The 23,968-nt window shown below is 38.7% G+C and carries 17 protein-coding genes; 10 read left to right on the forward strand and 7 right to left on the reverse strand.

Features of this window, described 5'->3' with window-relative positions:
• Positions 1-76: 76 nt before the first annotated feature.
• A complete protein-coding gene (pta, locus tag AADH04_RS12125) occupies positions 77-1,753 on the reverse strand; it encodes a phosphate acetyltransferase (protein ID WP_434777533.1) in 1,677 nt (558 codons plus the stop codon).
• A 259-nt stretch (positions 1,754-2,012) separates the two neighbouring features.
• Here pta and AADH04_RS12130 point away from each other — a divergent pair, with 259 nt between their 5' ends.
• The 10 genes from AADH04_RS12130 to AADH04_RS12175 all read left to right on the forward strand — a co-directional run bounded on the left by AADH04_RS12130 (position 2,013) and on the right by AADH04_RS12175 (position 16,766).
• Positions 2,013-4,172 carry a 3'-5' exonuclease gene (locus AADH04_RS12130; RefSeq protein ID WP_434777534.1) on the forward strand — a complete coding sequence of 720 codons (2,160 nt, stop codon included), beginning with the start codon at positions 2,013-2,015 and terminating at the stop codon, positions 4,170-4,172.
• A gap of 9 nt (positions 4,173-4,181) precedes the next feature.
• Entirely contained in the window at positions 4,182-4,931 is a 750-nt protein-coding gene (locus AADH04_RS12135) for a LytR/AlgR family response regulator transcription factor (RefSeq protein ID WP_434777535.1), read from the forward strand.
• A gap of 178 nt (positions 4,932-5,109) precedes the next feature.
• The gene (gene rimP, locus AADH04_RS12140) at positions 5,110-5,535 is read left to right on the forward strand and encodes a ribosome maturation factor RimP (protein WP_434777536.1); all 426 of its coding nucleotides are present in this window, start codon (positions 5,110-5,112) and stop codon (positions 5,533-5,535) included.
• A gap of 30 nt (positions 5,536-5,565) precedes the next feature.
• A complete protein-coding gene (gene nusA, locus AADH04_RS12145; protein ID WP_434777537.1) occupies positions 5,566-7,047 on the forward strand; it encodes a transcription termination factor NusA in 1,482 nt (493 codons plus the stop codon).
• 28 nt (positions 7,048-7,075) lie between these two features.
• On the forward strand, positions 7,076-9,934 hold the full coding sequence (gene infB, locus AADH04_RS12150) for a translation initiation factor IF-2 (RefSeq protein ID WP_434777538.1): 2,859 nt from the start codon (positions 7,076-7,078) through the stop codon (positions 9,932-9,934).
• 71 nt (positions 9,935-10,005) lie between these two features.
• Positions 10,006-10,398 (forward strand): 30S ribosome-binding factor RbfA, encoded by a 393-nt coding sequence (rbfA, locus tag AADH04_RS12155; RefSeq protein ID WP_434777539.1) that lies wholly within the window; start codon positions 10,006-10,008, stop codon positions 10,396-10,398.
• Between the two features lie 6 nt (positions 10,399-10,404).
• Positions 10,405-11,313: a tRNA pseudouridine(55) synthase TruB gene (gene truB, locus AADH04_RS12160; RefSeq protein ID WP_434779847.1), complete on the forward strand. Its 909-nt coding sequence runs from the start codon at positions 10,405-10,407 to the stop codon at positions 11,311-11,313.
• Positions 11,314-11,396: 83 nt separating this feature from the next.
• Complete coding sequence (rpsO, locus tag AADH04_RS12165) at positions 11,397-11,666, forward strand: 30S ribosomal protein S15 (protein WP_434777540.1); 270 nt, start codon at positions 11,397-11,399, stop codon at positions 11,664-11,666.
• A gap of 184 nt (positions 11,667-11,850) precedes the next feature.
• Entirely contained in the window at positions 11,851-14,010 is a 2,160-nt protein-coding gene (gene pnp, locus AADH04_RS12170; RefSeq protein ID WP_434777541.1) for a polyribonucleotide nucleotidyltransferase, read from the forward strand.
• 575 nt (positions 14,011-14,585) lie between these two features.
• On the forward strand, positions 14,586-16,766 hold the full coding sequence (locus AADH04_RS12175; protein WP_434777542.1) for an autotransporter domain-containing protein: 2,181 nt from the start codon (positions 14,586-14,588) through the stop codon (positions 16,764-16,766).
• A 55-nt stretch (positions 16,767-16,821) separates the two neighbouring features.
• On the opposite strand, the gene AADH04_RS12180 is transcribed toward AADH04_RS12175, so the two are convergent.
• The 6 genes from AADH04_RS12180 to AADH04_RS12205 form a co-directional block, all read right to left on the reverse strand.
• Positions 16,822-18,222: an FAD-binding oxidoreductase gene (locus tag AADH04_RS12180; RefSeq protein WP_434777543.1), complete on the reverse strand. Its 1,401-nt coding sequence runs from the start codon at positions 18,220-18,222 to the stop codon at positions 16,822-16,824.
• 1 nt (position 18,223) lies between these two features.
• On the reverse strand, positions 18,224-19,588 hold the full coding sequence (locus AADH04_RS12185; RefSeq protein WP_434777544.1) for a solute symporter family protein: 1,365 nt from the start codon (positions 19,586-19,588) through the stop codon (positions 18,224-18,226).
• Positions 19,575-19,802: a DUF485 domain-containing protein gene (locus AADH04_RS12190; protein WP_434777545.1), complete on the reverse strand. Its 228-nt coding sequence runs from the start codon at positions 19,800-19,802 to the stop codon at positions 19,575-19,577. Before AADH04_RS12190 ends, AADH04_RS12185 begins: the two co-directional genes overlap by 14 nt.
• 134 nt (positions 19,803-19,936) lie before the next feature.
• Positions 19,937-21,268, reverse strand: coding sequence for a c-type cytochrome (locus AADH04_RS12195; RefSeq protein WP_434777546.1), 1,332 nt, complete (start codon positions 21,266-21,268; stop codon positions 19,937-19,939).
• A 9-nt stretch (positions 21,269-21,277) separates the two neighbouring features.
• The gene (locus AADH04_RS12200) at positions 21,278-23,053 is read right to left on the reverse strand and encodes a GMC family oxidoreductase (protein ID WP_434777547.1); all 1,776 of its coding nucleotides are present in this window, start codon (positions 23,051-23,053) and stop codon (positions 21,278-21,280) included.
• Positions 23,050-23,778 carry a gluconate 2-dehydrogenase subunit 3 family protein gene (locus AADH04_RS12205; RefSeq protein ID WP_434777548.1) on the reverse strand — a complete coding sequence of 243 codons (729 nt, stop codon included), beginning with the start codon at positions 23,776-23,778 and terminating at the stop codon, positions 23,050-23,052. Before AADH04_RS12205 ends, AADH04_RS12200 begins: the two co-directional genes overlap by 4 nt.
• Between the last annotated feature and the right edge of the window lie 190 nt (positions 23,779-23,968).

Consider the following 23,968-nt stretch of genomic DNA (forward strand, 5'->3'; position numbering starts at 1 on the left):
AGACCTTAATAATTGATTTGACGTTTCTGTCATCAATAGTTAAAGCGCCATCAAGATGGCGCTTTAAGACGTTTTATTATTTTTTCATTTGTTCTGCTTGAATGGCAGTTAATGCAATGGTATAGACAATATCGTCTACTAATGCTCCGCGTGATAAATCATTAACTGGTTTGCGTAAGCCTTGTAACATGGGGCCAACACTGACGACATTGGCAGAACGCTGAACTGCTTTGTAAGTTGTGTTACCCGTATTTAAGTCAGGGAAAATAATAACATTTGCTTCTCCGGCGACTTTGCTGCCTGGTGCCTTTTGTTTACCTACACTTGGTACCGTTGCTGCGTCATATTGTAATGGCCCATCAACCATGATATCAGGTCGTCTTTCTTTTACTAAAGCAGTTGCTTCTGCAATTTTTTCAACAGCCGCTCCTGCTCCAGATGTTCCTGTGGAGTAAGAAATCATGGCAACTTTAGGGGTAATACCAAAAGCTTGAGCAGAGTCAGCTGATTGAATCGCAATATCTGCCAAGTTGTTTGCAGTAGGCTCGGGGTTAATAGCACAATCACCATAAACCAAAACTTGTTCAGGCATTAACATAAAAAATATACTGGATACCAAATCTTCATCTGGGCGTGTTTTTATCAATTGTAAAGCAGGGCGTACTGTATTGGCTGTTGTATGCACAGCACCAGAAACCAACCCATCTACTTCATCTAATGCCAACATCATTGTGCCAAGGACAACAGTATCATTTAATTGCTCTGAGGCTTCTTCTTCTTTTAGGCCTTTATGTTTTCTCATTTGTACCATAGGTGCAATATATTTTGCTTTGACTTGAGCTGGATCCAATATCTCAATTGAATCAGGTAATTGAATATTATATTCTTGAGCAACTTGTTTGATGTGTTCAGGTTCGCCTAATAAAACACATTGCGCAATGTGTTTTTCTTGACAAATTGCGGCTGCCTTGATGGTACGAGGTTCATCTCCTTCAGGAAGCACAATACGTTTATTGGCTTTTTTTGCTAAATCCATTAATGTGTAACGGAACATCGGAGGCGTCATTCGAGTGTCTTCTGGAGCATCTAGTAAAGCGACTACATCATCTGAAAAATTGATTTTGTTTGCAACAGCTCCTACTTGTTGTGCAATATCTTGGTGAGATTCAGTATTGAGTGGAAGGATGCCCCAACAAGGTATGTGTTGTTTGGCTGGTAAGTGTTGATTAATTTGCTCTTGTAGTGTTTGTGCTGAAGTTGCATCGTATAAAATATAACCACAAACATTTGGGTATTCTTGTAAAGCCATGCCCAATTCTAATGCGATTAATTCAGCTGCTGCATGCTTTGCACTCACAATTAAAATGGTTTTTGCATGTAGCGTTTGGGCAATTTTAGCATTAATTGATGCGACTTTATTTGTGTCATTCCCAGCAACACCTTCAATGACTGTTACCTTGTTTGAGCTTTGATAATGTTCAAAAAAATTAGCGACTATTTCTTCTAGTACATCTTCTTCTTTTCCATGAGCCAATAATGGTTTAATACGTGAAAATAATAAAGGCGTTGACTCTTTCAGATGAAGCGTTTTTTGTGCAAATTGATTGGCATGCTCATGTTTGCCTGTCAAATTAGCAATAGGTTCAAAAAAATTAGTTGAATAACCTTTGTTTTGTAAGGCTTGAATCAAACCAAATGTAATGGTGTTTAGTTCAGGGGCAGATTCTAATGGAGCAAGAAAGAAACGAGACATAAAATTTCATCCTTTTGAGTGAGTTGTTGATATATTTAGAATTATTTTTATTTTTGTTGGGTTTGTTAAAATCATACTAACAAACGGAGTATGTACATTACATGAGCTGGTTTACCTTGGCAAATATTTTAAAGGGCTTTAGTATAAAAATAGAAAATAGATGAATAAAAAAAACTTAACTTTTTTTTGTTGGGTTGAACTGTATTATAATCATTTAAATATAAGTCAATTTAAACAACAATAAAGTGTATGAAGACTCATGAGTGTTCCAAATCAAATATTAGCAGGATTAAACGAACAGCAATTGGTTGCCGTAACATGGCCACATCAGTCAGCCTTGATTTTGGCGGGCGCAGGTAGTGGTAAAACCCGAGTATTAACAACTCGTATTGCATGGTTGATGCAAACTTCACAAACAAGTGCTCATGCCATTATGGCCGTTACTTTTACCAATAAAGCGGCACGTGAGATGCAGGTGAGGTTGTCCACGATGGTACCGTTTAATACCAAACAGATGTGGTTAGGTACTTTTCATGGTTTATGCCACCGCTTTTTACGGCTACATGCCAAAGAAGCCAATTTACCCAATACTTTTCAAATCATTGATAGTCAGGATCAACTGGCTATCATTAAACGTTTACTGAAACAGCATCAAATCTCTGATGCACAAATTGCCCCAAAATCATTACAAGGTTTTATTGGTGCGCAAAAAGAAGCAGGCTTAAGAGCAAACCAATTAGAAGGAAAAGACAGTTATCAAAAAAAACTGATTGAGCTTTTCGCAGCCTATGATGCCTATTGTCAGCAAGAAGGTTTGGTTGATTTTGCTGAACTTTTGTTGCGCAGTTTTGAAGCACTGAAACAAAATAAAGCATTACGAGCACACTATCAAAATAGATTTTCTAATATTTTAATTGATGAGTTCCAAGATACCAGTCAATTACAATATGCGTGGTTAAAGCTATTGTCTGGAGAGCAAACGGTATTGTTTGCGGTTGGTGATGATGACCAGAGTATTTATGCTTTTCGTGGTGCTCATGTTGGTAATATGCACAGCTTAATGCGAGAGTTTGATATTGAAGAGCCCATCAAGTTAGAGCAAAATTATCGCAGTATGGGGTATATTTTGACTGCTGCCAATGCAGTCATTGAACAAAATCCAGAACGATTAGGAAAAAATTTGTGGACAGATGCTGGTGATGGTGAAGCCTTACGTTTTTATCATGCCACAACAGATATGGATGAAGCACAATTTGTTTTAGATGAAGTTAAGAACTTACATCGTGAGGGAACTGCTTTAAGGCAAATGGCCATTTTATATCGTAGTAATGCCCAATCACGTATTTTGGAACAAGTTTTTTTCAAAGCAGGTGTGCCTTATAAAATATATGGTGGCTTACGCTTTTTTGAGCGCCAAGAAGTCAAACATGCATTAGCTTATCTGCGTTTATTGATTAATCCTGATGACAGTAGCTCTTTTTTACGCGTCATTAATGTTCCCGCAAGAGGTATTGGTGCCAGAACCATAGAGCAAATTCAAGATGTTGCTGTTGAGCATGGTGTTTCTTTATGGCAGGCGGCAAAACAGATTGTTTCTGGTAAAGTTTCCATAAAAATCAAAGGTTTTATTGAGCTAATTGAAGCTTTAAGTGAACAGGCACAAACATTGACTTTACCCAGCTTAATTGAAAAAGTGGTTGCTGATTCTGGTTTGTATCAGATGTACGAAGAAGATAAAAAAGACGGCGTTGATCGTTTGGAAAACTTAGAAGAATTAGTTAGTGCAGCAGCACAATTTCAGCATGAAGATGAGAGCATTACACCATTACTCGAGTTTCTAGCAGCTGCAGCACTTGAGTCAGGTGAGCATCAAGCAGCAGCTGGTGAGGATGCCTTGCAACTTATGACGATTCATTCAGCAAAAGGGTTAGAGTTTGATGTTGTTTTCCTAACAGGATTAGAGGAAGGCTTGTTTCCAAGTGAAATGAGTCTGGCTGAACGAAAAGGTATCGAAGAAGAAAGACGTTTGATGTATGTTGCCATTACACGAGCCAAACAACGTTTATATTTGAGTGCATCACAAGTGAGAATGTTGTATGGCAAACAACATTTTAGTTTGACTTCAAGATTTTTAGATGAAATTCCAGAAGGTGTCATTAAGTTCATTACGCCAAAAACAGTACATTCTTCCGTACCTTCAGACCTTTTATCGAAAAAACAGCCAAAAGAATTGCTGATATCGCATAATCAAACTTATGCAGGTTTTTGTATTGGTGAAAATGTGCGCCATGCTAAATTTGGCTTAGGAGTGGTTATTGATGCAAAAGGCAATGAACAAGAGGCACATTTACATATTAATTTTGGTAAAGAAGGCATGAAATGGCTGGATACTAAATATGCCAAACTCGATAAAACATAGGAGACATCATTGTTAAGTGCCATTTTAGTTGAAGATGAAATGTTAGCTAGAGAGCGTTTAAAAGTGCTTTTGGCTGATTGTGCTGTGAGTATTTTGGCTGAATTTGATCATGCGCAGGCTGCTTTAGAATGGTTGGCTGTGCATGCGGTTGACATTGTTTTTGTGGATGTCGGTTTGCCAGAAATGGATGGTTTAGAGTTTGTGGCAACTTTAAAACGAAATGCAAAAAATATACCCAGTATTATTTTTACGACGGCACATGAAGAGCATGCTTATAAAGCTTTTGAGTTGGCGGCAGTCGATTATCTACTTAAGCCAATTAGAATGGTACGATTACAAGAAGCATTGAATCGGACAACACTTTTACTCAAAAGTAGTGAAATTCAACAAGAAGAAAATGGCAATGAGTTTACCAGCTTTGTTATCAATACCCGCAATAAAGTGTTGACGATTCCTTGGCAGCAGGCCCGATATTTAAAAGCAGATCATAAATACGTGATTCTTTATACAGCAGATGCGAAAGAGTACGTGTTGGACAAAACTTTATTGTATTGGGAAGAAAAATTAGCAGAAAAAGTGATTCGTTTACATCGAGGTATTTTAGTGATGAAACATGCTCTAGAAGGGTTGATTCGTTTAAGTGATGAAGAAGAAACAGATCAAAGTCAGTGGTATGCGAAAGTACTCGACTTGCCAGAACATTTATTGGTAAGCCGTAGGCAACTGCCTATTGTCAGAAAGTACATCAGCCAAAAGTAGTTAAGTTTAAAATATAAAAAATAATGATGTTTTTATTTTGCGTAAAATAATCAAAAGACTTAGCATGGTAAACAGTATCTTTTTGTATAAAGTTCTGTTATAATTCAGCGGTTTTTCGATTGAATATAAAGAGAAATGGGCACGGGCCCATTTTTTTATTTGTATTATGGATGAATAAATGAGTGTTCAGGAACTTTTAGATAAAACTTTACCAGGCTTAGGTTATGAGCTTGTAGATTATGAACTTGCCCCTAATGGCAATATGCGCATTTTCATTGATAAAGAAGGTGGCGTGTCAATTGATGACTGTGTCAATGTGAGTAATCATTTAACGCGTCTTTTTTTGGCAGAAGAGGTTAATTACAACCGTTTAGAAGTGTCTAGCCCAGGGCTTGATCGTCCCTTGAAAAAAGAGGCAGACTTTGAACGGTTTGTTGGGCAATTAGTAAAGGTAAAGGTTCGTTTACCTATTGATGGTCAAAAGAAATTTTTGGGTAAGATCATTGCTTTTGAAAATCAAAAGTTAACCCTTTCTTTTGATCAAAAAGAAGTGATTATTGAGTTTTCGAATATTGATAAGGCCCGTTTAGAGCCCGAATTTTAATTAAGCCAGATGCTTAGAGGAGTGGCAGTTATGAGCCGTGAAATTCTATTATTAGTAGATGCATTAGCTAGCGAAAAGAATGTAAGCCAAGATGTTGTATTTAGTGCTTTAGAGTCGGCATTGGCCAGTGCGGCTAAGAAAAAATTTGATAAAGATGAAATGATTGATGTACGTGTTGAGATTGATCGAGATACTGGCGATTATCAAAATTTCCGCAGATGGTTGGTTGTGGAAGAGCAAGATTTATTAAATGATGATACACAAATGATTTTGGCAGATGCTAGATTAAAAGACCCAAACATTCAGGTGGGGGAGTATTTAGAAGAGCAAATCGAAAATGTTGAATTTGGACGTATTGGTGCACAAACAGCCAAACAGGTGATTTTACAACGTATTCGTGATGCGGAACGCGAAAAATTATTGAATGAATTTTTGCAAAGAAAAGAACAATTAATTTCTGGCACAGTAAAACGTTCTGAGCGTCATGGTGTGGTTATTGAGTGTGGCAAGTTAGAGGCTTTTTTACCTCGTGAAAACATGATTCCAAAAGAAAATCTACGTTCAGGAGATAGAGTAAGAGCATATCTTGCAAAAGTTGATTATCAGGGTTCTCGTCCACAAGTGATTTTAACACGCACCTCACGTGAGTTTTTGGCTAAATTATTTGAAATGGAAGTGCCTGAAATTGAAGAGGGCTTACTGGAGATTAAAGAGGTTGCTCGTGACCCTGGTTTAAGAGCCAAAATGGCTGTAAAAGCCAGTGATGCACGAATTGACCCACAGGGTACTTGTATTGGTGTACGTGGTTCAAGGGTTAATGCGGTATCAAATGAGTTAGCTGGTGAGCGTATTGATATTGTATTGTGGTCGCCAGAGACAGCACAGTTTGTCATCAATGCTTTATCTCCAGCAGAAGTGACCCGTATATTGATTGATGAAGACAGCCATTCCGTGGATGTGGTCGTTGCAGAAGATCAGCTGGCTTTGGCTATTGGGCGAAATGGTCAGAATGTTCGTCTGGCGGCAGAATTAACAGGATGGAATTTAAATATATTAACTGTTGCTGAAGCAGAAGAAAGACATCAGGCAGAAGACGCACGGGTTGCTGGCATGTTTGAGTCTCAGTTGAATATTGATGCAGATATGGCAAATTTGTTGGTGCAAGAGGGGTTTGTTTCATTAGAAGAAGTCGCTTATGTGCCAATTAATGAAATGCTGGAAATTGAAGGAATTGATGAAGAAATGGTCAATACACTTCGTAACCGTGCACGTGATGCCATTTTAACTTTAGCTATTGCTTCAGAGGAAAAAATAGAAAAAGTGGATGAGGACTTAAAATCGTTGGAAGGTGTGGATGGTCAAATGTTACGAGATTTGGCTGAAGCAGAAATCAACACAAAAGATGATTTGGCAGAACTTTCTGTGGATGAGTTAATTGAAATAACTGGCATCACAGAAGATGAAGCAAAAGAGATTATTATGAAAGCTCGCGCCCATTGGTTTGAGCAGTGAGAGTGAACATGGAAAGAAGGTGAGCCATATGAGTAAAACAAATGTCAAACAATTTGCCGATGAGCTTAATTTATCTGTTGAGCGCTTACTGGAGCAGCTAAAAGCGGCGAACGTTCATAAAACCACAGGAACAGATGAGTTAACACAAGACGATAAACAGCAGTTATTATCGTACTTAACACAGAGCCATGGCGGTTCAGGTGCAAATAGAGTTACATTAAGTCGTAAACAAACATCAGAGATTCAAACTGCAGCTGGTAGCACGGTGCAAGTACAAACGCGCCGTCGTAGGGTAGTGGTCAAGCCAGATTTGGTTGTAGAAAAACCAGCTGCTCAAATCCCTCCTAAGGTTGAAGAAGCTAAAGAGGCTAAACCTGAGATTGTGCAAACAACAGAGCCTGTTATAAAAGAAGTCGTTACAGAGGCTGAAACAAAAGTAGAGCCAGTTGTTGAAAAAGTGGTGCAAGAATCAAAAGAGCAGGTAGCAGCAGTTGAGCAAAAAGAAATTACGACAGAAGTAAAAGAGCAAACGACAAGTGTTTCAAGCGAATTGCCAAAAGAACAAGCAGTAGAGCAAAATTCGGATAAGATTGTTGAAGAGAAAGCTAAAGCGCCTAAAGCTGCTCAACAAAAAGAAGACAAAAAAGTTGCTGAGGCAATTGCACAGGCCAATAAGCCCATTATCAGTGATGAAGAAATGGCACAACGTGAGCTAGAAGCAAAACGGCAAGCTGAGTTAAGGTCTCGTCAAGAAGCATTGCTAAAAGAAAAGCAGGAACGTGAACAAAGACGTAAAGCAGCTCGTTTAAGCGCAGAACAAGAAACGAAATCTGCTCAATCAGGCGCTGAGCATAGAAGTGCTGCACCTACTACTGAACGTAAACCATTAAATGCGAAAACTGGAGAGACGGCTAGCCAAGACAAAGCAAAACCAGCTCCAGCACGCTCAGACAAAGAAAAAAATTGGGATGACCGCCCAAAAGGTAAAAAAGGCAAGCAAAAGGATGGACGCTCTGCAGATACTTTTGGCGATAATGTTAAATGGAAATCGAGTAATAAAAAAGGCAATAAACGTCAAGCTATTGAGCAAGAGCCTAATCAGCATGCGTTCCAAGTGCCAACAGAGCCAGTTGTTCATGATGTATTGGTGCCAGAAACCATCACAGTTGCCGAGTTGTCCCATAAAATGGCAGTTAAGGCCGTTGAAGTCATTAAAACATTAATGAAAATGGGTATGATGGTTACCATTAATCAAGTGTTGGATCAAGAAACAGCCATGATTGTGGTTGAAGAAATGGGGCATAGGCCACAAGCTGCTCAAGCTGATGACCCAGAAGCATTCTTGATTGATAGTGATTCTGCTGAAGAAGTAGAACTTGTTTCTCGTCCGCCTGTTGTGACAGTAATGGGTCACGTTGACCATGGTAAAACATCACTTTTAGATTATATTCGTCGGGCAAAAGTTGCTGTAGGTGAAGCAGGTGGTATTACCCAACATATTGGTGCTTACCATGTGAAAACGTCTAAAGGGGTCGTGACTTTCTTAGATACACCAGGTCATGAAGCTTTTACTGCAATGCGTGCGCGTGGTGCCAAAGCAACTGATATCGTTATTTTGGTTGTCGCTGCCGATGATGGTGTGATGCCACAAACGATTGAGGCAGTCCATCATGCAAAAGCCGCTGGTGTGCCATTGGTTGTTGCCGTGAATAAAATTGATAAAGATGGTGCCAATCCAGAAAAAATTCGCCAAGAATTGGTTTCTCATGAAGTGATTCCAGATTCATGGGGTGGAGATGTACAGTTTATTGATGTTTCTGCAAAGCAAGGCATTAATATCGATGCACTACTTGACGCCGTTTTATTGGAAGCAGAAGTATTAGAGTTAAAAGCAGCAGTAAACACTCCTGCAAAAGGTATTATTGTGGAAGCTCGCTTGGATAAAGGACGCGGTGCTGTTGCAACATTACTGGTTCAGTCAGGTACCTTACATAAGGGGGACATGCTATTGGCAGGTTCTGCTTTTGGTAAAATTAGAGCCATGATGGATGAAAATGGGCGCCCAATTACTGAAGCTGGACCATCTATTCCAGTAGAGATTTTAGGTCTTTCTGATGTACCTATGGCAGGTGAAGATGCTATGGTGCTGGAAGATGAGAAAAAAGTACGTGAGATTGCTTTATTCCGCCAAGGTAAATATCGCGATGTGCGTTTGGCAAAACAACAAGCTGCAAAACTGGAAAATATGCTTGCACAAATGGCTGAAGGTAACATCAATAGCTTATCTGTTATTATTAAGGCTGATGTGCAAGGTTCTTACGAAGCCTTGGCAGGTAGTTTACAAAAACTATCCAATGATGAAGTAAAAGTAAATGTACTACACTCAGGTGTTGGTGGTATTAGTGAGTCTGATGTGAACCTTGCCATTGCTTCTCAGGCCGTGATCATTGGTTTTAATACCCGTGCAGATGCAGCCGCCAGAAAATTAGCTGAGTCAGAAGGTATTGATCTTCGTTACTATAATATTATTTATGATGCCATTGATGATATTAAAGCAGCTATGTCTGGTATGTTGGCTCCTGAACAAAAAGAGCAAATATTGGGTATGGCAGAGATCAGACAAGTAATCAGTGTTTCTAAGGTAGGTAATATCGCTGGTTGTATGGTGACCGAAGGCTTGATTAAACGTAACTGTATGGTACGTTTAATTCGTAATCATGTAGTGATTCATACAGGCGAGTTAGATTCCTTGAAACGCTTTAAAGATGACGTTAAAGAAGTGAAACAAGGATATGAGTGCGGTATGATGTTTAAAAACTTCAATGAAATCGAAATCGGTGATCAAGTTGAAGCATTTGAATTAGTACAAGTTGCACGGAGTTTGTAAGTGAGATGACAGATAAAGCACAAAGTGTCTTTGGCACTTTGTGCTTTTTGGTTTGAAAGAAGAGATCAATTATGGCAAAACACAATAGAGGTTATGCTCGTTCGGATAGAGTGCAAGAACAAATTATGAGAGAGCTTGCTCAATTGGTACGAACAGGGTTAAAAGATCCAAGAGCAGGATTTATTACCATTAATGAAGTTGAAGTAACGCGTGATTATTCACATGCTAAAGTATTTTATACTGTATTGGATGAAAAAACACGGCAAGTGACACAAGAAGCCTTAGAACATGCGGCAGGTTTTTTGCGTAGTGAATTGGCAAAACGAATTACTGTATTTAATACGCCCCGTTTACATTTTATTTATGATGAATCTTTAGAGCGAGGAATGAACTTATCTCGTTTAATTGATGATGTCAGTAAAGAGTTTCATGACGAACCAGAAAAAGAAGAGCCATCAGAATAAGGGATTATTTTGAAAAAAAATACCAAAGACCCTATTAACGGTGTGTTACTTTTAGATAAGGCTTTAGGGGTATCCAGTAATACAGCTTTACAACAGGTAAGGCGTGTGTTTAATGCCAAAAAAGCAGGGCATACAGGTGTATTAGACCCATTAGCAACAGGTTTGCTGCCTGTGTGTTTTGGAGAAGCAACTAAATTTGCACAATATCTGTTAGATGCGGATAAAGCTTATATTGCCACATTAAAAGTAGGTGAGGCGACAACCACTGCGGATGCAGAAGGTGAGGTTATTGAAACGGCAGCCGTGACGTTTTCAGCTACTGATTTTGCTGATGCTTGTGCGCAATTTACTGGCACTATTTTGCAAAAACCACCTATGTATTCAGCCTTAAAGTTTCAGGGTAAATCTTTATATGAATATGCGCGCCAAGGTATAGAAATAGAGCGAAAACAAAGAGAAGTCACCATTTATGGTATTGAGATTTTATCTTTTGAGTTACCCATAATTAAAATCGCTGTTTCTTGTTCTAAAGGCACTTATATTCGAACTTTGGCTGAAGATTTGGCTAAAAAAGTAGGTTCAGTTGCCCATTTAATTGCCTTAAGACGGACCAAAACCGCAGGTTTTAACATAGAGAGTACTTATTTGTTTGAGCAGTTGGCAAAATACACCCAAGCACAATTATTCCAGACTTTATTACCGTGTGATGTATTAGTGGCACATTTACCAGAGTATCTGTTTTCTTTTGAGCAAGTAGCTCAATTAAAATATGGTCAAAACGTGCAAGTTATCGAAAATTATGGCAAAATGCAGGTGTTTCGCATTTATGATGCGAATCATCAATTTATTGGCTTAGCTGAACATAATGGAGTGGATTCTTTTAGAGCAGTTAGGTTGATGAATACTTCAGTGTAAATACTGAAGTTTGGAGCAAATTGGGTTTTGGCTCAGTTTCGCTTGTCGGGAGAAATCCCTTGATTTTTATTGGAGTTTAAATTATGGCACTAAGTGCAGAACAAAAAGCAGCAATTGTTAAAGATTTTCAACGTAAAGAAGGTGATACAGGTTCAAGTGAAGTGCAAGTGGCTTTGTTGACTAATCGTATCAATGGTTTGACTGCTCACTTTAAGGCAAATGTAAAAGATCATCACAGTCGTCGTGGTTTATTGCATATGGTAAGCCAACGTCGTCGTTTACTTGATTATTTAAAACGTACTGACGCTGAAACTTACCGCAATCTTATTGCACGTTTGGGTTTACGTAAATAATTTCAGTAATGATTAAGAGGTCGCCATAGGCGACTTCTTATTGTTTTGATGTAATTACTTAAGTATTTATATTTTATAGATTGTCCATATTCTGTGCTGATACTCTAGTAATACTTATTTGTTTTAAGTGTGTATTGCTAGGGTTTTAGCAGAAAATGTGACTTGTGAAAACAAAGGAAAAATTGTGTTTCAAAAGAAAATTAAAAGCTTTCAATATGGCCAACATACGGTTACTTTAGAAACAGGCGAAATTGCCCGTCAAGCAAATGCAGCTGTAAAAGTATCCATGGGGGAGACTGTTGTATTAGTCACTGTGGTTGCAGCAAAAACGGTTAAAGCAGGTCAGGACTTTTTCCCACTAACAGTTGATTATTTTGAGCGCACTTACGCAGCAGGTAAAATTCCTGGTGGTTTTTTCAAGCGTGAAGGTCGTCAAAGTGAAAAAGAAATTTTAACCAGTCGTTTAATTGACCGTTCGATTCGTCCATTATTTCCAGAAGGGTTTTATCACGACATCCAAATTATTGCGACTGTGTTGTCAGTAGACCCTGAAATTGATTCTGATATTCCATCTATGATTGGTGCATCTGCTGCATTAGTGTTATCAGGTGTGCCTTTTGCTGGCCCTATCGGTGCAGCGCGTGTCGCGTACAGCAATAACGAGTATATTTTAAACCCAACCAAAACCCAGTTAGAAGAGACACAGCTAGACTTAGTGGTTGCTTGTACTAAAAAAGCGGTATTAATGGTTGAGTCAGAAGCGCAAGAATTATCTGAAGAAGTGATGCTTGGTGCCGTTATTTATGGTCAAGAGCAAATGCAATTGGCTATTAATGCAATCAATGAGTTTGCTGATGATGTGAATCCTGTTGTTTGGGCGTGGCAAGCACAAGAAGTAAACCAAGAATTGGTTGCACGCGTAAGCGAAATTGCTGCTGAGGGTGTAAAAGAGGCATTTACTATTCGTCAAAAGCAAGCACGTAGCCAAAAATTAGATGAAATTTGGGCAAAAGTGTCAGAAACATTGATTACTGAAGAGACAGACACCTTAACAGTTAATCAAATTAAAAATATGTTCAAAAAATTAGAATCTGATGTGGTTCGTGGACAGATTCTGGCAGGTGAACCTCGTATTGATGGTCGTGATACACGTACAGTACGGCCGATTAATATTCAAACAAATGTATTGCCCCGTACCCATGGTTCAGCATTGTTTACTCGTGGTGAAACACAGGCTTTAGCTGTGGCCACTTTGGGAACGCAACGCGATGAACAGGTAATTGATGCGTTAAGTGGCGAATACACTGATCGCTTTATGTTGCATTATAATTTCCCTCCATTTTCAACTGGTGAAGTAGGTCGTATGGCTGGCCCTAAGCGTCGTGAAATTGGTCATGGCCGTTTGGCTAAACGTGCATTAATTGCTGTTTTGCCACCTGCTAGTGAATTCAGTTATACCATGCGTGTGGTGAGTGAAATTACTGAGTCTAATGGCTCTTCATCTATGGCTTCTGTATGTGGTGGCTGTTTGTCTTTACTGTCCGCTGGCGTTCCTTTAAAAGCCCATGTGGCAGGTATTGCGATGGGTTTGATTTTAGAAGGCAATCGCTTTGCTGTGTTGACCGATATTTTAGGTGATGAAGATCACTTAGGTGATATGGACTTTAAAGTAGCAGGTTCCGCTTCTGGTGTGACTGCTTTACAAATGGATATTAAAATCCAAGGCATTACCAAAGAAATCATGCAAATTGCGTTAGAGCAAGCTAAAGAAGCCCGTTTGCATATTCTTGGTTTAATGAAAGATGCTGTTGAAGGCCCAACTGAGTTGTCTGTTCACGCTCCTCGTTTATTCAGCATGAAGATTAATCCTGAAAAAATTCGCGATATTATCGGTAAAGGTGGCGAAACCATCCGTGCCTTAACTAAAGAGACAGGTACTGAAATCAATATCGATGAAAGTGGTATGGTGGTTATTGCGGCAACAACTCAAGAAGGAGCAGATGAAGCGCGCCGTCGTATTGAAGAAATTACTGCTGAAGTTGAGGTAGGTAAAGTATATGATGGTACAGTGATCAAAATTTTAGACAATAATGTTGGTGCTATTGTTTCTGTCCTACCAGGTAAAGATGGTTTGGTTCACATTAGTCAAATTGCACATGAGCGTATTAAAAATGTAGCCGATTACTTAAAAGAAGGACAATCTGTAAAAGTTAAAGCCATTGAAATTGATGACCGTGGTCGTATTCGTTTATCAATTAAAGCGTTGTTAGAAGAAGCAAAGCCAGCTGAGGCTGCTGTTGAAGAGGGCACACCACAAGCACCTTCTTCTGATTCTGGGCAATAAATCTGTTGTATCAAAAAAAACAACCCATTAAGGGTTGTTTTTTTTATGTCTATATGGTATTTTTAAGTATGTATTTAAATATTATTTATTTTTTGTGTGAAATAATGATGGGTTTATGGCAAAAAAATGCATGTATTAATTTAAAATGATTGGCTTGTGTTGAATCATATAAAGATATTTACTTATGTGCTGCTGTTTTTATTTGTTTGTTTTTTCAGGTAAAAATAATCATGCTTAAACGTGAATAGTAGATTATCGATTTACTTTAGCATGCTAGTGTTCATTATCTTTTTACTATTTTTGCTGAATAATCATTAAATATGTAATATTTTTTACAGTAAATCAGAGTTATTTAAACTCGGAGGTTATTCTAAAAATACAACAAATTTAGATAATAGCTAGTTTTTTTAATATTATTTTTTAATTGATTAATAAAAGTTAATGTTGTTTCGGTAAAATGGTTAATTATTATTTAAAAATTTATGGTTCGGTATATGTATATTTGTAAAAAAATCCATCATAATAAAATTAAATCTATTGTACTTGCTCTCGCGGTATTTCATTCAAACCACCTAATGGCTGAAGAAATTGAGTTTGAAAAAGCGGATATTGGTACCTTAAAAAGTGACAATAGTGGGCTTTCTGAGATTTTTGGAAGTACAATTTCAGCAGATGGACGGGTTATCGTTGGAATGGCTCAAACAGATAGTGGGAATTTTCATGCCTTTAGATATAACGAGGGTGATTCCAAGATGACGGACCTTGGTACGTTAAGAAATAATAACCTTGGTAGTTCCCGTTCTCTAGCTGTTTCTGCGAATGGTCGTGTTGTTGTCGGACTCGCTGAAACAGACAGTGGGATACCTCATGCATTTAGGCATAATAAAGGTGATGCTAAGATGACAGATCTTGGTACTTTAGCCAGTGACAATAGCGGGTATTCTGTTGCGACTAAAGCATCAGCCGATGGTCGTGTTGTTGTTGGCGAGGCTCAAACAGGTATTGGGTCTGATTCTCATGCCTATAGACATAATGAAAATGATGCTAGGATGACGGATCTTGGTACCTTGAGAAGTGATGATCGAGGCAATTCTATTGCTTTAGCACTATCAGCTGATGGTCGTGTGGTTGTTGGTGATTCTGAAGTAGATGGTGGGGGTAAGCATGCTTTTAGACATAATGAAGGTGATCTAAAGATGACGGATCTTGGCACCTTAAAAAGTGATAATAGCGGCAATTCTCTTGCTCTAGCAATATCAGCAGATGGTCGTGTTATTGTTGGGGATGCTGATGTGGATGGTGGAGGTAAGCATGCCTTTAGACATAATGAAGGTGATCTGAAGATGACGGATCTTGGTACTTTAGCCAGTGATAATAGTGGGACTTCTGCTGCCGCTGCATTATCAGCCGATGGCCGTGTTGTTATAGGGAAGGCTCAAACAGGGGTTGGGTATGATTCCCATGCCTTTAGACATAATGAAGGTGATGCTAAGATGACAGATCTTGGTACCTTAAAAAGCGATAATAGTGGGGCTTCTGGTGCGGTCTCCGTATCAGCTGATGGTCGAATTGTTGTCGGAGAGGCCGAAACAGATAGTGGCTCTACTCATGCATTTATTCATCGAGAAGGTGATGAAAAAATGACTGACCTTGGCACTTTGAAAAGTGACAATAGTGGATATTCTACTGCTTATGCTGTTTCAGCGGATGGTTCTGTTGTCTCTGGTTACGGCCAAATAGATAGTGGAGCTCTTCATGTAATGGTATGGAAAATAAAACAAAAAGCAACTGACCCTACCGATCCAGAAAATCCTAATCTTCCACCAGAAACGATAAAAGTTGATGCGACTAACTCAAATAAAACAATGACTCAATCAGCAAAAGATGCGTATAAGGTTTTAGATTTGTATCGTTCTCGTTTAATGGGGTTAAGCAAGACAGAATGTTCTTTAGATCGTTTTTCTTATTGTGTGGGTGGCTTTACTCAGTATGATGCACTTAAAAGTAATTATAGTTGGACAACTGGTTTGTTCGGTGCCATAAAATTATCTTCACAGTGGCGTATGGGTATCAGTGTTGATTATTTGTTGGACTCATCCTTACCAACGGGTTATCGAACCCAAAGTTCCTCTAACCCAGGTGTTGGAACATTCATAGGTTTTCAACAAAGTGAAGACAAAACAGGGTTTAATATGACTGTATCGGCAGCTTATCAAGAACAGAAAGTTGATATTCACCGACAAAGATTAAGTCATACTGAGGCAGGCGTGGGACATGCCAAGATTAAAGGAAAATTATTGAATTTAGATCTTTCTTATGGTTATAAACTCAATAATAAAGTAAGTTTATTCCCTCATGCAGGGATCAGTTACACAAAAATTACCAGAGGCGCATATCAGGAGAATAATGATATAGAATTCCCAGCATATTATGGGGAGCTAGGCGAAAAGAGCACGGCGGCGGTTTTAGGTTTAGCAACGGATTATTATTTGTCTGATAAAGTGAGTGTGAACACAGATATCGGCGTGAGAATCGGTCTGGATCAAAGTAGACATTCATTTGCAGGCCATATAGATTATATAGGCGCACACGCTTATGATTTAGGCTCAAAAAAGAAAAATCAGCCTTATGTTGATATTGGTGTCAAAGGAATCGTAACAAAGCATTCTGCAATCAATTTAAATTTAGGTTGGACGAAACAATCATATGCTCAAAATGTGATGAGAGTAGGTGTAGGGTATTCTTACCGATTTTAATCAATTTTTAGTAAAGCTTTATGCTTGTAAAGGTGAACACAATTCATTCTTGATTTTACGAGTCAAAATAGCTGGGTTTTGGCTCGTTTTGAGGGTTAAATAAATGATTAGGGTCTAATAATTGTTTTATTTGATTCAATAATTGTTGTTCTTCTTGGCTTTTTTTGAGCCACTGGCTTTTTAGTTGCCCAATACCATGTTCTGCCGCGATTGTGCCGTTATACTCATAAACTTGTTCATAAATGATTTGGTTAATCTCTTTTTCGTATTCATAGACACGATGATCCAAAATACCTTCAATAAAGACATTGTAATGTAAGCTGCCATCACCTAAATGGCCAAAAATAACAGGTTTAGCTTGTGGAAATAAGACAGATAGTTGTTGAGCACTGTTTTGTATAAATTGGGCGACTAGGCTAATTGGTAAAGCAATATCATGTTTGATGCTGGTACCTAAATGGCGCTGTCCTTCTGAAATGAGTTCTCGTAATTGCCAAAGTTGTTTTCGTTCGGTTTCATTTTTAGCCAGAATCACCTGATTGAAATCCGTTTTACTGAATAACTGTAATAATTCTTCTTCCAGTAAAGGGTTATGCATAGAATCAGTTAATTCGAGCAAAATATGCCAGTTTGCCTGTTCGGGTTGTTTATTTGAGGGCTGAAGTTTTGTGGATAGTTGTAGCGCTTCATGACTGATTAATTCAAAGCTGCTTAAACGTTCGGCAAAATAAGATTGTAATAAAGCCAATAATTCAGTGGCTTGTTCTATCGATTCTAGCCCAACCCATGCCGTTACAGTTGTTTGAGGACGAGCAAAAAGCTTAAGTGTTGCCGCTGTGATGATACCTAGGCGTCCTTCTGAACCAATAAATAGCTGATCCAAATTGAACCCTGTTGTGTTTTTATGTAAAGGGCTTAAATGGCTGATGAGTTGTCCATTCGGTAGAATAACCTCTAAGCCTAAAATGAGGTCTTTCATTGTGCCATAGCGAATAACAGTTAACCCTCCTGCATTACAGGCAATGTTTCCCCCAATTTGGCAAGTGCCCTCACTGGCTAAACTGAGCGGAAAGAGACGATTGACCTGTTGTGCTGCTTGCTGTACCTCTTGTAAGGTTAGACCCGCTTCAACGGTGATACTGCTGTCTTTTGTACTGACTTGGCGAATTTTATTGATCAACCGCATAGATAAGATGATATTTAAGCCAGATTTGGTTGGGGTTGCTGCGCCGCATAAGCCAGTGTTTCCTCCTTGTACAATTAAGGCAATTTGGTGTCGCTGGCAAAATTGTACTGTTTTTTGAATGGACAAAATGCTCTTAGGTTGAACAACAGCAATTGCTTGCCCAAAAAAACGTTTACGTTGGTCGATGCAAAAAGGCTCAATTAAATCAGGCATACTTAAGACTTCTTGTTCTGATAATAATTGTATGAGTTCTTTTATGTAATCGATCATGTTATGGTGTTCTTTTGCTCAGAAATAAACCCAATAATAAACTGATTGGGAGGGTAAATAAAGTTGGGTTCACAAAGGGGAAAAGTGGTGTGCTAAACCCTAAAATATTCACCCAGACAGTTTGGCTCAAAACAATCAATATAAAACTACATATTGCACCACTTAATAAGGCATAAAATGCGGCTTTTTCAGTGAAATGACGATAAAAAAAACTGAGAAAAAGCACAGGAAAATGTGCACCTGCTGCCCATGCAAAGGCTAAGCTGAATAAAAACGCAATATTAAAGGATTCAAATTGATAGGCTAAAAAGGTGCTGATGATTAATAAGATAATGATGCTGATTTTGGTATAGCGTACTTCGGTTTGATCATTTATTTTGATAAAACGGGGCAAAATATCTTTGCTTAAACTGGCGGAAGTTGCCAGAACCAGCCCTGACATAACAGCTAAAATGGTTATTAACACCATCCATGAAATAATCCATTTAAATAAACTGCCGCCAAGGTATTCACTTAAATGCAGCAATACCATATTACTGCCTCCTGCTAAAGGCGTATTATGGAATATAACGTAGCTGCCATAGCCAATGATCAAGTTAAAACCAAAAAATAGCGTAATGAGTAAAGTAGCGTAAGCTGCTGATAGGGAAGCAGCATGAGGGTTTTTTGCTGTAAAAAAGCGCATTAATACATGGGGTAAACCCAATAAACCAAGAATTAACCCTAAAATAAGCGAGGCTTGTTCTATAGGGTTTTTTAGTGAAGAGCTGGGTAAAAATACTTGGTTTTGACTGATTTGGCCAGCTTGTTGCCAAAGGGTGCCTAAACTAAAATTAAAGTGACGCCAAATTAAAATAACCAAAATAAAAGCACAAATAAATAAACAGATGGCTTTAATGATTTGGATCCATGTCGTGGCTTTCATCCCGCCAATAGCAACCAGACAGAGGGTGAAAAGGCATACGATACTTAGAGAAATTGAATAGGGTAAATGAAACAGTAATTGTAATAACTTGCCCGCACCAACCAGTTGAACCAGTAAATAAAAAGTACTGATACAAATACTGGTTAAGGCACTCAGTGTTTTTAGGCGAGTGCTGTTAAAGCGCTGTGTTAAAACTCCACTTAAGGTAAAAGCATTGCTTTGTCTGAGTTTATCTGCAAAAAGTATCAGCAATAATGGCCAACCAATTAAAGTGGCAACCGCATAGTAAAAGGAATCAAAGCCACTGGTAAAATAAAGGCCAATAGCACCTAAAAAGGCTGCTGCTGATAAATAATCACCCACCAAAGCCCATGCATTTTGCCAGCTTGAAATTTGTCTATTGGCCAAGAAAAAGTGTTGTGTGTGATTATTTTGTTTCATCGGTTTGTTTTTTAGTGGATAAATGGTATTTACTGTACAGTAAGGTGATTAAGCAAGCCCAACACATAATCATTAATCCAAACAGAATGCTTAAGGGAATATGTTGTAATGAATGTTTGGCTAAAAATTGGGGTGTGATAAATAGCACAATATAGTAGATGACAACTGGGATCAGTAGAGCCAGACACCAGAGAAACTTATGGGTTTTGAGCATAGTAACAAACTTGAAAAAAGATACGTTTAGGTAAAGCAGTAGGATAAGGGGTTTTTTGTTATAGGTAAAGTTGATTAAACAGAGCATGAGCCCTAAAAAGGCTATTTTTAGGGCTCATGAAGACGAATGATTTATTATTCTGTCCCATTTTTTGGGAGCGCTTTTCTTAATTTAGCTACTTCATTTGACTGCACAATGCTGCCTTGATTACCCCAACTGGTTCGAATAAATGTGGCTACATCAGCCAATTCTTGATCACTTAAGCGCCAATTTAAAGTGGGCATAGTGTAAGCAGTAGGTGCTGCTTTGGTGCCTGAAAGCGTATGCCCTTTTAAGACGATATTGATCACAGAAGTTGGGTTATCTGATTGGACAACAGGGTTACCAGCCAAAGCAGGGAATACTTTTGGATAACCTTTTCCTGTTGTTCGATGACATGCCGCACAATTGTCCACATAGGTTTGTGCACCTACTTTACTGGTGTCTCCATTATAAAGTGCCGTTGCAACCGAGTCGTCATATACAAATGGCGGATTGTTCGCTCTTAAGGCTGGTAGGGTTTTAAGGTAACGAGCTATAGCTGTTAGGTCTTCGTCTGTTAAGTATTGCAAGCTGTGTTCTATTGCATCAGTCATGCCCCCAAACGCTGCAGTGCGGTCTGTACGGCCTGTTTTTAAAAATTCAACCAATTCTTCTTCTGTAAAGCTACCTAAGCCATCTTTATGATCCCCTCTTAGATTGATGGCCATCCAACCATCTATTGGGGCATTGCTGCCTGACAGAAATAGATTGCTTTCTTGATTGCTATAGGCTTTTTCATTAAGTGTAAAAGATCTTGGTGTATGACATGTTCCACAGTGCCCTAAACCTTCTACTAAGTAAGCACCACGCGCAACAATTGGGTCTTGGTGAGAGGCAGCCGTAAAGCTTTTAACATCAGGTGCAAACATTAAACGCCATGCTGTCAACGGCCAACGCATAGATAAGGGCCATGTAATGCCATTTTTTTTGTTTGCTTGAGTCACAGGTTCAACCGAATGCATAAAATAAGCATAAAGATTGGTTAAGTCCTCGTCACTTAGACGTGCGTAAGAAGGAAAGGGCATAGCAGGATAAAGGCTCATGCCATCATGACGAATTCCATAACGAATGGCATTATCAAAATCTTGTAATGAGAAGCTGCCAATACCCGTTTCTTTATCGGGGGTAATATTGCTTGAATAAATCATGCCTATGGGAGAGGCAATGCCTAGACCCCCTGCAAATTTTTTGCCATCTGTTGCTGTATGACAAGCAATACAATCTCCTGCTTGTGCCAAATATTCACCCCGTTTAATTTGATCTTCTGTAAATGGTGGAGGTGTATTATTTAAAGTGGAACTTGGGCCTGTGTAAAATGAGAAAAACCCCATAAAACCTAAGCCAATAATGATGGCAGTAACAAGGATAATTTTGATTTTTTTCATTGATCTCTCCTATGCCTGAACCAAAGGGCCTGGGTTTTTTAAGTATTGTTCACGAATGGCATGTGCTGCATGATAAGCCAAAGCACCTACTAAACCCGTAGGATTGTAACCAAAGTTTTGAGGAAAGCTAGATGCTCCTAAAACAAATAGGTTGGATACATCCCAACTTTGTAAGAATTTATTCACAACACTGTTTTTAGGATTGGTACCCATAATGGCACCCCCTGTTAAGTGTGTTGATTGATAAAAACGAACATCATAGTGGGCATTCATTGGCATTGCATTATTTTTGAATGATTCAGCACCCATCGCTTTGCCAATTTCTTCCGCTTTTTTGGTGGTGAATTGAGTCATTTTTAACTCATTTTCATGCCAATCAAACGTCATCCTTAATAAAGGTAGACCAAAAGAATCTTTATATGTTGGGTCTAAATCAAGATAACAGTCTTCATAAGCCATAACGGAGCCATGTGTGGCGACGGTTGTAACGCGTTGATAAGCATCTTGTATGCTTGTTTTCCATTCTTTTCCCCACGCTGGTGTATTAGGTAGCGTTGGTGCCTGTTTGATGGGGCGAGCACCTGTGCGATTGTGCCAAATCTCCGCACCACCAATAAAACCTAATGACGAATGATCAAAATTGTCTCCGTTAAAATCATCAATCGCTTGTCCTCCTGCACCTGCACCTGCAAAGGCATTCAACTGTGTTCCTTTGGGTAACACCACACTGACATTGCCATTCATCTGATAACAGAAGTTTTTACCAACAACGCCTTCTCCTGTTTTTGGGTCATAAGGCTGTCCGATTTTTGACAAAAGCAGTAATCTGACATTGTGCATTTGAAAGGCTGATAAGATGACTAAGTCTGCTGTCTGTTCTATTTCTTGTCCTTGTGCATCAATATAGGTGACACCTGTTGCTTTTTTTCCTGTTGAGTCTAAGTTAATTTTAATTACATGCGAACCAGTTCTGAGTTCAAAATTAGCGCTTTGTCGTAGAGCAGGTAAGATCGTTGTTTGTGGCGAAGCTTTAGAATACATATAACAGCCATAATTTTCGCAAAAGCCGCAAAAATTACAGGGGCCAAGGCGCACATTATAAGGGTTGGTATAAGGTTCGGAAGCATTAGACGCTGGTACAGGAAAGGGGTGATAACCTAATTGTTTGGCTGCTTTGGCAAATAATGATGCACCATAGGTATCTGCTAGAGGAGGCAGGGGAAAAGCTTTACTTCTTGGCCCTTCAAATTTATTGCCTCCATCAATCAATGTGCCGTTAATATTGCCTGCGGCACCAGAAACACCGCACACAGTTTCAAAATGCATAAAATAAGGCTCGAGTTCTTGGTACGTTACACCAAAGTCTTGAATTGTCATTCCTTTAGGAATAAAGGATTTTCCGTATCTTTGCTCATAATGGCTGCGTAAATTTAGATCGGATTCTAATGCTCTCCAGTGCATGCCATTCCAATGAAAGCCTGCACCGCCCACTCCATTGCCAAGCAAAAATGATCCATGTTGACGATAGGGTACAGCTGTTTGATTTTCATTATGGCGAACAGTGACAGTTTCTGATGCTAAATGTTGAAAGAGTTTTCCTCTCACGGAATAAGCCAATTCATCTGCAATTTTTGGGTATTGTGCGGTTATATTGGTGTCTTGATATTCGCCTCTTTCTAAAGCGACAACATGTAAACCTGCATCTGTTAATTCTTTAGCCATAATGGCACCAGTCCAGCCAAAACCGATAATCACGGCATCTACTTTGTTTTTTTGTATACTCATTTTATGCTCCTTTTCCCTTGGATGGATACTGGGCCAAAAGGATAGTGTTTATTGTGTTGTTTTACCCAATCCATATAGTCTGCTCTAGCTCCTGGGAAACCAATCATTTTCCAACCGACCATATGACGGTTTCCACCGTATTGAGGGTCAGCAAAATAGCCTTCTTTGGTATTGGTGAGTAAAAAATTAAAAAAAGTTTTTGCGGGTATCCGTTTCAGTTCGATGCTTCCATTTTCTAATTGCTTGAGTATATTGATTTGTTGATCGCCATCTAATTGTGCAAAATATTTATTAAAGTGTTGTTGGCAATATGTATTTGTGTCTTCTATGCCCACACGGTAAATTTCTTTAGGGGTAAGCTTCAATTGGTAGCCAAGCTCAGGTGGTGCATCTGGGTGAAATGGACCTTGCATATACCATAATCCACCATTTCCATAGGATGTATTCATTTGCTTATCAATAAATTCAGGCACACAAGCTTCTATTGCACCCGCACTTGTTTCATCATTGGGAATGAGTTGATTACACGCTGCAATTAAAAAATCCCACTCTTCTTGTGTAAAATATTGAGGTGTGTATTGTTTTAATGTGTTTTCTTGTGTTTGACTGTTCTGGGCAAGTGTTTGTGTTATATGACCGATACTGCTTGTGGCAATTGCTACCGATGGAATAATTTTGACGCTTTTTGATAAAAAATCTCTGCGAGAACGATTGTATTTTGTCATTATATTCATCTCCATATTCTTTATATTTTTGTTTGATGATTTTTATTAGATGTAAATTTATGTAAATTGTTCCAAATAGATTATTATATTTGACTAACTGTTTTAAATAATTAGAAATTAAAATAGATTGTTATTAAGATATTTTAAGCGAGAAATAAAGAAACCGCCTAAATTTAGGCGGTTTCTTTTT

Source organism: Neisseria sp. Ec49-e6-T10, assembly GCF_051132615.1.
GTDB lineage: Bacteria > Pseudomonadota > Gammaproteobacteria > Burkholderiales > Neisseriaceae.

What these genes read in the sequence shown, in the direction of transcription:
- pta (WP_434777533.1), bottom strand. Translation starts at nt 1,753, where the DNA reads ATGTCTCGTTTCTTTCTTGCTCCATTAGAATCTGCCCCTGAACTAAAC.
- AADH04_RS12130 (WP_434777534.1), top strand. Translation starts at nt 2,013, where the DNA reads ATGAGTGTTCCAAATCAAATATTAGCAGGATTAAACGAACAGCAATTG.
- rimP (WP_434777536.1), top strand. Translation starts at nt 5,110, where the DNA reads ATGAGTGTTCAGGAACTTTTAGATAAAACTTTACCAGGCTTAGGTTAT.
- nusA (WP_434777537.1), top strand. Translation starts at nt 5,566, where the DNA reads ATGAGCCGTGAAATTCTATTATTAGTAGATGCATTAGCTAGCGAAAAG.
- infB (WP_434777538.1), top strand. Translation starts at nt 7,076, where the DNA reads ATGAGTAAAACAAATGTCAAACAATTTGCCGATGAGCTTAATTTATCT.
- rbfA (WP_434777539.1), top strand. Translation starts at nt 10,006, where the DNA reads ATGGCAAAACACAATAGAGGTTATGCTCGTTCGGATAGAGTGCAAGAA.
- rpsO (WP_434777540.1), top strand. Translation starts at nt 11,397, where the DNA reads ATGGCACTAAGTGCAGAACAAAAAGCAGCAATTGTTAAAGATTTTCAA.
- AADH04_RS12175 (WP_434777542.1), top strand. Translation starts at nt 14,586, where the DNA reads ATGGCTGAAGAAATTGAGTTTGAAAAAGCGGATATTGGTACCTTAAAA.
- AADH04_RS12180 (WP_434777543.1), bottom strand. Translation starts at nt 18,222, where the DNA reads ATGATCGATTACATAAAAGAACTCATACAATTATTATCAGAACAAGAA.
- AADH04_RS12185 (WP_434777544.1), bottom strand. Translation starts at nt 19,588, where the DNA reads ATGAAACAAAATAATCACACACAACACTTTTTCTTGGCCAATAGACAA.
- AADH04_RS12190 (WP_434777545.1), bottom strand. Translation starts at nt 19,802, where the DNA reads ATGCTCAAAACCCATAAGTTTCTCTGGTGTCTGGCTCTACTGATCCCA.
- AADH04_RS12195 (WP_434777546.1), bottom strand. Translation starts at nt 21,268, where the DNA reads ATGAAAAAAATCAAAATTATCCTTGTTACTGCCATCATTATTGGCTTA.
- AADH04_RS12200 (WP_434777547.1), bottom strand. Translation starts at nt 23,053, where the DNA reads ATGAGTATACAAAAAAACAAAGTAGATGCCGTGATTATCGGTTTTGGC.
- AADH04_RS12205 (WP_434777548.1), bottom strand. Translation starts at nt 23,778, where the DNA reads ATGACAAAATACAATCGTTCTCGCAGAGATTTTTTATCAAAAAGCGTC.